The organism is Saccharothrix sabaoui, assembly GCF_051756985.1.
GTDB lineage: Bacteria > Actinomycetota > Actinomycetes > Mycobacteriales > Pseudonocardiaceae > Actinosynnema.
On the sequence record NZ_JBPKJK010000228.1, the window covers coordinates 1 to 11,322 of the forward strand.

11 protein-coding genes are annotated in these 11,322 nt (G+C 60.7%); 9 read left to right on the forward strand and 2 right to left on the reverse strand.

The genetic code is table 11. From position 1 onward, the window contains the following. Nucleotides 1-149: 149 nt before the first annotated feature. From ACR807_RS38640 to ACR807_RS38675, 8 genes are all read left to right on the forward strand, one after another. Entirely contained in the window at nucleotides 150-1,136 is a 987-nt protein-coding gene (locus tag ACR807_RS38640) for a toll/interleukin-1 receptor domain-containing protein (protein ID WP_438926488.1), read from the forward strand. Nucleotides 1,137-1,177: 41 nt separating this feature from the next. Further along, nucleotides 1,178-3,214, forward strand: coding sequence for a toll/interleukin-1 receptor domain-containing protein (locus ACR807_RS38645; RefSeq protein ID WP_438926489.1), 2,037 nt, complete (start codon nucleotides 1,178-1,180; stop codon nucleotides 3,212-3,214). A gap of 101 nt (nucleotides 3,215-3,315) precedes the next feature. Continuing rightward, on the forward strand, nucleotides 3,316-4,797 hold the full coding sequence (locus ACR807_RS38650) for a toll/interleukin-1 receptor domain-containing protein (RefSeq protein ID WP_438926490.1): 1,482 nt from the start codon (nucleotides 3,316-3,318) through the stop codon (nucleotides 4,795-4,797). 281 nt (nucleotides 4,798-5,078) lie between these two features. Then, nucleotides 5,079-5,993, forward strand: a complete 915-nt coding sequence (locus tag ACR807_RS38655; RefSeq protein ID WP_438926491.1) for a hypothetical protein — start codon at nucleotides 5,079-5,081, stop codon at nucleotides 5,991-5,993. Nucleotides 5,994-6,080: 87 nt separating this feature from the next. After that, a complete protein-coding gene (locus ACR807_RS38660) occupies nucleotides 6,081-6,464 on the forward strand; it encodes a TIR domain-containing protein (protein WP_438926492.1) in 384 nt (127 codons plus the stop codon). Then, nucleotides 6,461-6,937 carry a RipA family octameric membrane protein gene (locus tag ACR807_RS38665; protein ID WP_438926493.1) on the forward strand — a complete coding sequence of 159 codons (477 nt, stop codon included), beginning with the start codon at nucleotides 6,461-6,463 and terminating at the stop codon, nucleotides 6,935-6,937. Before ACR807_RS38660 ends, ACR807_RS38665 begins: the two co-directional genes overlap by 4 nt. After that, nucleotides 6,934-7,233 carry a DUF7701 domain-containing protein gene (locus tag ACR807_RS38670; RefSeq protein WP_438926494.1) on the forward strand — a complete coding sequence of 100 codons (300 nt, stop codon included), beginning with the start codon at nucleotides 6,934-6,936 and terminating at the stop codon, nucleotides 7,231-7,233. Before ACR807_RS38665 ends, ACR807_RS38670 begins: the two co-directional genes overlap by 4 nt. 140 nt (nucleotides 7,234-7,373) lie before the next feature. Beyond that, nucleotides 7,374-8,231, forward strand: coding sequence for an AlbA family DNA-binding domain-containing protein (locus ACR807_RS38675; protein WP_438926495.1), 858 nt, complete (start codon nucleotides 7,374-7,376; stop codon nucleotides 8,229-8,231). An 80-nt stretch (nucleotides 8,232-8,311) separates the two neighbouring features. On the opposite strand, the gene ACR807_RS38680 is transcribed toward ACR807_RS38675, so the two are convergent. Continuing rightward, complete coding sequence (locus ACR807_RS38680) at nucleotides 8,312-9,052, reverse strand: hypothetical protein (RefSeq protein ID WP_438926496.1); 741 nt, start codon at nucleotides 9,050-9,052, stop codon at nucleotides 8,312-8,314. 651 nt (nucleotides 9,053-9,703) lie between these two features. Here ACR807_RS38680 and ACR807_RS38685 point away from each other — a divergent pair. Then, entirely contained in the window at nucleotides 9,704-10,339 is a 636-nt protein-coding gene (locus ACR807_RS38685; protein ID WP_438926497.1) for a uracil-DNA glycosylase family protein, read from the forward strand. A gap of 100 nt (nucleotides 10,340-10,439) precedes the next feature. Here ACR807_RS38685 and ACR807_RS38690 read toward each other — a convergent pair whose 3' ends face one another. Then, complete coding sequence (locus ACR807_RS38690) at nucleotides 10,440-11,168, reverse strand: DUF1889 family protein (RefSeq protein WP_438926498.1); 729 nt, start codon at nucleotides 11,166-11,168, stop codon at nucleotides 10,440-10,442. Nucleotides 11,169-11,322: the final 154 nt, after the last annotated feature.

The following is an 11,322-nucleotide window of genomic DNA, read 5'->3' on the forward strand; positions in this document are numbered from 1 at the left end:
ATGACAAGCCACCGGCTCGTCACGTACCTCGGGACGATGTCGTCGACGGAACTGTGAGAAATGATTTATCGCCGTTCTATGAACGTGAAACGCGTGACCTGATCCGGGCGATGGGCCGTTGTCGGACGTGGACCGGACTTGGAGCGTGCGTGGCAGCGGAACGACAGGTCGGCAGTGGCATTTTCATCTCTTACCGGCGTTCTGATTCGGGTCCGTGGGTCGGGCGGTTGGCCGATGGCCTGCGGGACTACTTCGGGGACGAACGGGTCTACCGGGACATCGACTCGAACCTGCCCGCGCAGGACTACGTCCAGCGGCTCGAAGGGGCCTTGCGGTCGTCAAGAGCGGTCATCGTGGTGCTGGGCGAGCACTGGGCCAGCGAGGTCGACGGGGTAGGGAAGCGCCGGCTCCACTCACCGGGTGATTGGGTCCGGCGGGAGTTGGAGACCGCGCTGCGCAATGGGATAGCGCTCGTGCCGGTGCTCGTCGGGCGAGCCGGGATGCCAGCGAAGGAAGACATTCCCGAAAGCCTGTGGACGCTCGTGCGGCAGCAGGCCCTTCGTCTTTCCGACGAGGACTGGAAATACGACTTCCGCCGCCTGCTGGAAGCACTGGAACGGCGCGGCGTCCTGCCGTCGTACGACCCGCACACCGATGAGAAGCTCGACCTCAAGCAGGCGCTCACCAAGTCCAAGCGGTACGAGCGGACGTTGCGCGCCACGCGGCTTGGGGCGTTCCACGCCCTCGTCGGCGCGGTCGAACTGCTCGGGTACCCGCAGGTCGCGCTAGACGAGGAGGCCGTAACGGTCGTCTTCACCATTACCACCATGGGCGTCACGCGCCAGGTCACGGCCGCAGTGGTGGAGGCGGGGGACGGCCGGTCCACCGTCGTGATCGACTTCGCGTCGGTCAAGAACCGGGTGCTCGCCGCGGGCGCCGTTTTCGCAGTCATGGCGAACCCGTTGCTGGTGGTGGCCGGCGCGGGGGTGCCTTCCGCGCTGCATGCGATGGAGCGGCGCTTCGCCAAGGGCTTTCTGGGCAACGTGCAGGGCGTCCTGGATGGGCGCGGTGTGGTCGAGGATTCGTCGCTCCTGCCGGGCGTTCGGAAGTGGCGGGACAGGCGGCGTGAGGTGTAGGATGCTTCGTCGAATTTCCCGAAGTGTTCTTTCGTAAATTCGTGAACTTCATTTCGCAATTTTGCGAGATCGTTGACAACCCCCACGAAACCAGTCGAACACTATGCACGTCGACAGGCCTGGACCGCTGTCGATCCAGTCACCACCGCTCCGACGTGCAGCGGCTCGGCGTCTCCGCTGTCGACGGGCTCACCGAGTCCTATCACGCTGCCCGGCACCCGCCAGCCTCGACGCGCGAGGAAGTCTTCCGCGTGCGAGCGGGGGTGGTCCCGGCCCCGCTGCCGGGGCCGCAGCCTGAGGAGTGGATCACATCACGCACGTACTCGGCGCTGACCTGCATCAACGACGTGATGTCCGGCACCGCCTGCCCCCGGACCGACATCAACACCACGATCGCCCGACGCAGACGCACCGGGTCCTTCGCGGTTCGCCCGATCCGGGCCAGCTTCCGGCCCTCCTCCATCGACAACGGCCGGACGAACACTTCAAGACGACGACCCACGACCACCTCCCGCTCGACAGGGGAGAACCAGCCTGGCCCGTCGGACCTCCGCAGTACCCTGCTCGCCATGCCGAGCGACGAGGCCAAGCACGTCTTCGTGTCCTACGTGCGGGAAGACGCGGAGAAGGTCGACCAGCTGTGCGAAGCGCTGGACGCGGCCAACATCCCGTACTGGCGGGACAAGACAGCGCTTGCTCCCGGCGACCAGTGGAAGCAGAAGGTCCGCGACGCCATCCGTTCTGGCTCCCTCGTCTTCCTGGCCTGCTTCTCAGAGCAGACCAAGGCGAAGCCCAGGTCGTACATGAACGAGGAGCTCACCCTCGCTGCTGAGGAGTTCCGCCAGTATCCGCCAGAAGCGACCTGGCTCATCCCCGTCCGCTTCGATGACGTGGAGGTCCCCGCTTGGGATCTTGGTGCGGGCCGGACCCTCAGCGACCTCAACTATGCGGATCTGTTCGGTAGTAGGTACGTGCCCAACCTGGTCAGCCTCACGAACACGGTCAGCAAGGTCATAGGTACCACCAGCCCTGACCCGGCGACAGTACGGGCCTCGGTCGAGGAAGCCGATGACGCCGACCGGCTGACCAAGCTTCGCCAGCTAACTAAGGACATGATCCTTGACCCGGCCAAGCGCATCGAGTTGAACGACCTCATCACCGACGAAGCGCAACGAATCTCGACGGCAATGCGGGATGGAGAGCGGTTTCCGACAGACCGGCTGGGCGGAACGAACGACGAGCATGTAATGCGCTGCGCCGAGGTTACCGCGGACTACTGGAAGCTTGCCGAACCCTTTTGTGCTTCTCTTCAGATCGCGGCTCGATGGGGTGAAGGGCAGGTACTTGCACCGTGGGCATCGGCGCTCAGGACGATCGCAAGTGAGGCCACCAAGTCGGTGGGCGGCAACGTCGCACTGCTGCACCTGCGGCACGTTCCTGCCTTCACCGCAACGTTCACTGCGGCCTTGGCCGCTGTAGGAGACGGACAGTGGAACAACCTGAAGACCCTTCTGCTAGATATCACCCTGCCAAGCGAGCATGGAGGGGGACGTGACCCGCTTATGCAAGTGGAGCACGTTTGGACCGTCTTCGATGAGTGGCAAGACTTGCTTCCAAACGTCGTCGCGCGAGCTGCCCAGACCGGTAAAGAACCTCGCGCCGTCTACAAGATGTTTGCCAGCAACCAGGCCACTCGGCTCCTGACACCAGTGGCTGACTGGCTATACGCCATCCTCCGGCCGCACTTCAAGGACCAGTACACGGATGACGTTGCATACGACGAAGCATTCGACAGGACTGAAGTGCTGCTCGGCTTGCTCTCGCAGGACATCTGGAATGCTTGGATTGGGACTGACCCGGAGCGTGCCTGGTCGAAGCGTTCCTACTGGTTCGGCCGATCGACATGGCGCGCCCGGTACGGGGGCGGGGCTCTAGCGGACGTCACCACGGAGATCGAGACGCAAGGAACGTCCTGGGCACCGTTGGCCGCAGGTCTGTTTGGCGGACGGCTTGAACGGGCTACTACGGCGGCTAAGGACTATGCTGAAGGGTTCAATAAGATGGCTCGTCCTCGCTGATCAGCTTCCGCCCCCTCCGTCATAGCGGAATTGACGAACGGTGTGTTTGTCGAGTGATTGGACGCGAGCTCATGCCGAGTGATGAAGCTAAGCATGTCTTTGTGTCGTACGTGCACGAAGACGTAGAACGAGTCGACAAACTATGTGCGATGCTGGAGGCGGCACGTATCCCTTACTGGAGAGATCGCGACTCTCTTGCGCCTGGCGATGATTGGAAGCGGAAGATCCGAGAAGCCATCCGCTCTGGAACACTGCTGTTCCTAGCTTGCTTCTCTGAACGATCTCAAGCCAAAGCAAGAGGCTACATGAACGAGGAGTTGGCGCTCGCAGCCGAGGAGTTTCGCATGTTGCCCCCGGAAGCAACTTGGCTGGTTCCTGTTCGCTTCGCTGAGGTAGATGTTCCGAAGTGGGATCTCGGCGCGGGCAGAACTCTGAGCGATATCCAATACGTCAACTTGTTCGGTAAGGATGAGGCAACTGCTGCTGAAGCGCTGATCGCGATGATTAGTCGGGTGGTGAAAACTGCGATGTCGGATGTTGCAACGGTACCGGACTCGGCCGACCGGGGCGACGTGGCCGCGCGAGTAAACATGATGCGCCAAGCGGCGAAAGATGCGATTCCCGAACCGGCAATGAAGATTAAGCTGAATGATCTCGTACTAGAGGAAGCACGTCGAATCTTGACCGCTATGCGAGATAGCGACCGCTTCCCTACTGGGCTACCAGAGGGATCAGGTGAAGACCGCATGGTGCGCTGCGCCGAGCTCGCGGCGTCCTACTGGCAGCTTGCCGAACCGTTCTGCGCCTCTTTGCAAGTCGCTGCTCGCTGGGGTGAAGGGCAGTCCCTTGCACCGTGGGTATCAGCGCTCAAAGCGATTGCCGGAGAAGCTGCGAAGCTGAAGAGCGGCGACGGCGTTTTGCTGAATTTGCACCATGTGCCTGCGCTCGTTTCTGTGTTCACCGCAGCCCTAGCGGCAACCGGACAAGGCCGTTGGGATAACCTGAAGACTCTGCTGGTCGATGTAACCATTCCGCAGCAGCATGGTACGGGGCGTCAGGTGCTAATCGATGCAGAGAATCCATGGGTGCCCTTCGAGGGAATGGATAGATTGCTCCCTAGCGTCATTTCGAGGTCGGCAAAGACGGGTGAAGATCCGCGCACTGCACTCCGGGTTTTCACTGGTCGCCAGTCGGGTGTCTACTATACGCCTGTAGCAGAGTGGCTTCATACCATCTTGCAGCCACACTTTGTGGATCAATACATCGACGAAGCTGCCTTTGACGACGCGTTCGACAGGGCTGAAGTCATGCTCGGGTTGATTTCGCAAGATTTCGCGAGCCTGGAGGCGGGGGACGCTGCGGGGCGTTCGTGGCTGAAACACTCAAACTGGTTCGGCCGTTCGACGTGGCGTGCTCGGTACGGGTCGGGGGCTGTCGGGGAGATTAAAGCGGAAATTGACGCGCAAGGAGATCTCTGGGCACCGCTGAGCGTCGGTCTATTCGGTGGCAAGGTTGAGCGGGCTGTCGCTGCTGTTGAGGGCTATAGCGAAATGTTCAACAAGATGGCGCGTACTCGCTTCTAGTCGCAGCCACTTCCGCTCCCATGTGCCAATGCTGAGCCTCGTGGGCACCGCCGAATTTGCGAAATAAGCGAGACTCGTGATGAGCTCCGGGCCGGGCACGTTCCGTGTTCTGTGTACTTGAGGTTGGTGAATCACGTATGACAGGCTTCAACGTTCCTGCTCGGCCAGCTTTCGACACTTGACCACTTTCGTCCATTGCGGCGCTGCCGATCCCCATCCCTCTGACCGAACTTGGCTCAGGGCTCTTCGGCATCGGCGTCGTTGGCTTCTTCTTTGAGCTGTTGGACCGCGAGCTCGGCGAGCAGCACACCAAGGAAGGGCTCCGCGAAGCCGTGCATGCCGAGGCACCTGCCATCCGCGACGCAGTGCTCGAAGCCTTGGCCTTCGATCCCAACACCTTGAAGGACGTCGCCTCCGACGATCACCTCGACAGGGTGGCTACCAACGCCATCGCCTTGAGGCTCAAGGACAACGCACTCGCGAGGGACCTCTACACCGACCTTCGCGACCAAGTCATCCACGCACCCGAACGCTGGTACGACGTGAAGACGTCAGTCTCGCTCAGCCCGTGGTCGGGCGGCCCAGCGACCGGTCGCGGTTCGATGTTCGTCGCCACGGTGCGCTGGGAGTACAGGGTCCAGCCTGCGGGTGGCACGATGCGGTTCGCCTGCGTCAATGATCAAGCGGAGTACCGCGAGATGCTGCGCGATCCGAGCGTCACCTCCGCGTGGTACTTCGGGCAGTCAAGCGGGCTGGACGCGGCCAGCCCTGACGCCTACGAACTCACCAGCTTCTCCGTTGACGGCAAGGAGAAGGCCGTGCGCCGGACCTCGCGTTCTGGCGCCCAGGTCTATGCCGTCAACCTCGGACGTGCCCACGCGGGACGTGGCGTCACCGTGGCGTACACATACCGAGTACTCGTACAGCGCCACGGCCATCTGCTGTACCTCGATCTGCCGAGGCCGACCAAGGGCTTCCACGTGCAGTTCGACTACGGCCAGGTGGGCATCCGGCGGATCAACACGCTGGACTTCTTCGCGAGCAGCCAGGCCTCCCGCGTCGAGCACTCCCGGCGCACCGACGAGCCGAAGACGGTGAACATCAGCTTCGACGGCTGGATGCTGCCGCGGGCCGGGGTGGCGTTCGTGTGGGTGCTGGAGGAGGAGCTAGAAGTTCAGAATAACGACCACGCCTAGCCGTCAGGGCGCGTTTCCTTCGTGTCGCACGCAGGGACGTGGCCTGACTGCGGTGTAGTCTGTGTTGTCTTCGGAGAAAGGGGCAGCATGGCGAAACGAGTGTTTATCAGCTTCGACTACGATCACGATGTCGTTCTGAAGGAGTTTCTTGTCGGACAGGCGAAGCTTCCTGACTCTCCTTTCACGATTGCTGACTGGTCGATCAAGGTTGCGTCACCGGGGTGGAAGGCAGAGGCGCGACGTCGCATCCGCGCGTCAGACCTGGTCATCGTTATCTGCGGGAACCACACCGATACCGCTACAGGTGTCGCTATCGAGTTGCAGATCGCCCAGGAGGAAGGAATCGAGTACTTCCTGCTCAACGGTTACTCCGACTCGACAGGGAAGAAGCCCACGACCGCGAAGGCGTCTGACAAGATCTACAAGTGGACTTGGGATAACTTGAAGAAGCTTGTGGGCGGTGGACGATGACTGAAGAGCCACCTAAGCAAATCAGTGAAGTCGATCCCCGAGAGATCGAACTGTACAAGCTGGCCGTCGAGATGGCTGACCGAGTCTCTGCTCGGCGTTCAACGACTAACACTTTTTTTCTTGCGGTTCAAACGGGCTTCATTGCTGTTGTGGGGCTGGCGACACCGTCATTGAAGTCGATGCCGTGGTGGACCTCTCTCGTCGTCGCGATTGCCGGAATGGTTCTGTCTCTCTCGTGGTGGTTGCAGTTGAGGAGCTACCGCGATCTCAATCGTGCAAAGTTCGCGGTTATCAACGCTACGGAAGAGCGGTTGCCTATAAAAATCTTCACGGATGAGTGGGCCAGCTTGAAGAAGGATCCGGTTCCGGGTTGGCGTGGCCGTTACGCTGAACTAGGCACTGTCGAGCGCACGGTCCCGTTCGTCTTTGCTGGCCTCTATATCCTTCTTTTCATTGGACGAGTGACGACATGATGCCGTACCTGCAGGAAGTTGCTGCTTTGATCAAGGCGGCGTTGCCGCCGTACGCAACTCCGCCAGAGGGCGCCGAAGAGCTGTTCATCCTGTACGCGGTGCTGGTGCGTGTAAAAGGCCAGGCCGTCACGTCGTCCGATGTTCATGATGCCTGGTGTGCCTGGATGCTAACGATCAACCCGGAGCACGCCGCAATACTTCCGTTCGACGATCTCGACGACCGGACGAAGCTGGAAGATCGTCCGTATGTCGAAGCGATACATTCGGTTGCGCAGAGACTCAAGGATACGCGTTGAGACACATGCAGTCACGTTAGCGCAAGTAATGATATCACTAGCATTGCACGGTTCCTGCACTTAAGCCCTGACGACCGACGTGCCGTAGAGTCGCAGCTGTCGGTGATGGTGGATCCTGCTGTTACCCCTAGGAGTAGAGATTGGATTTGTCAGAGCTCGAAGCTCTTGTGGCCGAGGGCGAGAACCAGTATGTCGAGTTCAAGCTCGAGGTTCGGCATGTGGACGTGCTCGTGCGTGAGATCGTGGCGTTTGCCAACACGGATGGAGGGACCCTCTTATGTGGGGTAGGGGATGACGGCACGCTTGTCGGTATACAAACGTCTGAAGTCAAGCGTCTTATGGTTCGATTGAAAAAGGTTCAAGAAAGCTTGCCAGTCGTTTTCCGGGTGGACGCCGTACAGGCGGGGGCCTCGACGGAAGGGCTTGATGCCTATGTCGTCGTTATTTCAGTGCCCAGGGCTCCCGATGAAATCGCGCCGGTACGAACGGCGAGCGGCGAAGTCTACGCACGAGTTGATGACAGAGTTCTAATGAGGCGCGACTTCGTTCCTCGTGCTGATGGATTGCAATCGTCGTCTGCGGAAAAACTGACGATGTTCATCGCCATGTCATTCAGGTTCGAAGAGCAGCCGGCTCTGGTTGACTATTACGAAGCGATTCTTCGAGCGGTGTCATCGTCGAAGCTTCCCATCGATCCCTTGCGTATGGACTTGGAGCAAGGCGACTACGAAATTACGACCGAGATCATCACGCGCATCCACGAGTCCAGCATCGTCTTGGCCGACTTCACCTTCAACAGTCCGAACGTCTACTTCGAGGCCGGTGTCGCCGTCGGGGCTAAGAAGCGCTTGATCCGTACGGCCCGGAAAGATACGGAGATGGCGTTCGATATCCGGACAAGCAAAATTCTACTTTACGCCAATGCGACCCAACTGGAGCGCGGCCTCCCCGCCGCGCTCAAGGCCGCGTACGACGATGTCATCAAAGCGCGCGCGTAGAGTCGTTGTTCGGATGGGGCTGTCGCCGGAGCACAAACCAGTTGATGGTGGCAATTTCCTAGTGAACGAAGGGGACTGATCTAAATCTCCGTCTCGCGACTCAACTCCACGATCTCCTGCATAGCCTGGACGAAATTTGGTAGCCCTGGCAGCACTCCCGGCGTTTTGGAGTAATATACCATCGGACTTATCCGATTCGATGTCCAGTTGGGATGGGATCGATCGGCCTTGATGAGAAACGTCGTGTTGGGCATGGACTTCTCGTGATGAGCCACATGCAAATCGTCAACATCATCGACGGTGCCAGCGAAGCCGTCCATCGCTGCGAGTATGACACAGGCTTGGTGTAGTGCTACTCGATGGGCTTGGCCATTATCCGATTTACGCTTCGGGGGAAGCACCAGGATTACCCGCGACTGGAGCCCGAAGTGAGTAATCTGCTCCAGCTCCCACGCAAACGAAGAGCGGATATCTGACGACTTCTGCCCCTCCGGCAGCATGAGGACGATGAACTGGGCGCCGACGATCAACTCGCGAACATGGCGTTTCCAGTCATTGTTCGGAGCATGCATATAGATCGGCCCCGGTGTCGCAAATTTGAGATCTTGGTCAACGACCGCATAGGTGGGTACGTTGAGTACCCGCTCTATGGACAGCGCGACGATTTCCTCAAGCGTGGCACCGACGGATAGAATGCCGGTCGCACGCCCGCGGTGGAGAACAGTTGCCCCATCATGACCGAACGGCCGTAGCAACAGGCAAAATTCCTCCGCTGAGTCTCTGAGCCTGGCGAGAATTTCTGTCGCGGGCTCTGTCTTCAAGGACTTCGGGTGACGGGTCTTCCTTCCGAGAATCCGTAGAACCCCGATGCCGAACAGTCCTGCCCAGAAGGGTGCCGTTACCCAAAATACGGGATTGTCTGTGTCCCAAGGCTGGACGCCAAACACTATCGGTCCGAGGAGTGCTGCGCCACCGATCGTCAGAATCCATCGGTTTAGATACGGTCCGAAGTACTTCCTAATAGGCCCGCTCATTGCGCGGCCAGATCGGTGCGAACAGATAAGTTTACGTCAGTCAAAGTCGTTCCGCTCTAGTGGTGGAGTAGTCAATAGATCGTTCGCGGCTGACGTTCGTTACATACGCGTCAACCTGGTCCCAGGGGTGATAGTGTCGCGCTGTGGTCTACTCGTTACAGTGCGTCGCAGTACGCGCCGAGTGGCCGCCTGTGTAGCTGCAACTGGACCTACAACGGTCGACGGCGCCACTGGGCGGACCGTTCGCGCGCGCTGGTCGCTCGGGGACAAGCTCACGGCGTCTTGAAGGAGCTGGAAGGAGAGCAGCGCATCGCCGAGGAACGGGAGGGAAAGGCGGCTCGCCGGGCGCAGTGGGAAGAAGCTCCGGGTGGCCTGTAACGAGCCTGACACGAGATCCGCTTCTGGAGGAGGGACGTTACAACCACGAGGAGACGCGCCATGCCCGCACGCGCCAACCGGTCGCCAGATGTCGTCCGTGCCAAACACGCCCGCCTGGGCGAACCGCACATCGCCCCCTTCGTCGCCCTCGCCGATGAGATCGCGGCTGCTCGGGGGCTAATGCCCGGCGACGTGCCGTATCCAGATCCGGAGTTCGCTGGCACCGCTGCTCAAGCACTTGTGCTGCTCCAGTCGCCCGGACCCAAGACAGCGAAGGCGAACGGATCCGGCCTGCTCAGCCTGGAGAACGACGACCCCTCCGCCGAGCGGTGTTACCACCAGTATCGGCGGGCTGGTGTGAACTGGCACCAGATACTGCACTGGAACACCGTGCCCTGGCCGACCGTCTCACCGTACCCTTCTCGCAAGGGCATCAGCGATGCACGGCAATGGCTGCCGCGGCTGCTGGCGCTGCTGCCTGAGATCGAGGCGGTTCTACTGCTGGGCAGCATCGCCCGTGTTGAGTGGCGACGGGCTGCCACAACGAAGCTCATCGAATTGCTGGGCGTTCCGGTCTTCGTCGGACCTCACCCGAGCCGTCGCGGCATGGCTCAGCCGGGGGCAAAGGAGCGTCTGGCAGCGAGCATCGATCAACTTGCGACGGCCATGTACGGGACAGTCATTACTCGACCATAGGTCGAAGCACTCCTGGTTGATCGGACACTGTCGAAGCACTGGCCGACCTAGAAGCGCCATGGCAGTGGAGGAGGCAACCATAGGGAACGACGCCGTGTAGTTAGCGTCCCTCGGCTTCAGCTCTCCAAACCTTCACGATGTCAGGTCGCAGCGCTCGTCCGGCCTTCAGCTGGAACCGCTTGCCCTGTTGAACCCCCACGGCGAACTCGCGCAGGCGCTCCACCTCGCTGAAGTTGAAGCCGTTGGCGTACGACCAGATGCATAGATCATCGAGGTCGTACCGGTAGCCGGCCTTGTGCAGCACCTGCAACGTCTCGATGGCGTCGCGCCGATCGAAGACACCAGCCAGGCTGTTGCCGTGGTTGACGCGCTGCTCGAGGAAACGCATGGCTACCTCGACCACCGGGTCGAGCGTGACCTCGCTGCGCGGGTGCACTTGGCCGTCGACCACACTGCGGGCCTGATGCCCGGCCAACCAGTTGATGCAGTCCTGGTCGCTGTCGCCCCACTCCATCACGCACAGCGCTGTGACCTTGGAGCGAAGCTCCTTGGACAGCAACTCCAAGACGCTGCCGCTTGGCCACGCCGCCAGCACTGGCCCCTGAGACCACTGGGCCATGCGGAAGCTCTTTCGCCAAGTCACCGCCGCACCCGCGGTCAGCCGGTTGAGGGTGGCGTCCTCTTCACTGCTGGGCTTGTCGGGGAAGAGCACTAGCGGCGTGCCCGCCTGCTTGTTCAGCCACGTCGCCGCGTACCGCGCCATCGCGTCGCTGTCGCCAAGGCTCCATGGCACATAGAAGACCTCATATGGCACCACACGCTCAGCCATGTCGCCTCCAGAAGGTAGATCGGCAAGCCTAAGCCGCTGTAGGGCTTTCGGTTGGACGAGGTAGGTGTGCGCGCGGGTCAACTTGCTCCGCAGTCCGTCACGTTGGGCGTACAGGGGCGTGATCGGTCAGACCTTGCGGCTAGTGGCTTGTCAC

Excerpts from the sequence above, each read along its gene's own strand:
- ACR807_RS38660 (WP_438926492.1), top strand. The coding sequence starts at position 6,081 with ATGGCGAAACGAGTGTTTATCAGCTTCGACTACGATCACGATGTCGTT.
- ACR807_RS38665 (WP_438926493.1), top strand. The coding sequence starts at position 6,461 with ATGACTGAAGAGCCACCTAAGCAAATCAGTGAAGTCGATCCCCGAGAG.
- ACR807_RS38670 (WP_438926494.1), top strand. The coding sequence starts at position 6,934 with ATGATGCCGTACCTGCAGGAAGTTGCTGCTTTGATCAAGGCGGCGTTG.
- ACR807_RS38685 (WP_438926497.1), top strand. The coding sequence starts at position 9,704 with ATGCCCGCACGCGCCAACCGGTCGCCAGATGTCGTCCGTGCCAAACAC.
- ACR807_RS38690 (WP_438926498.1), bottom strand. The coding sequence starts at position 11,168 with ATGGCTGAGCGTGTGGTGCCATATGAGGTCTTCTATGTGCCATGGAGC.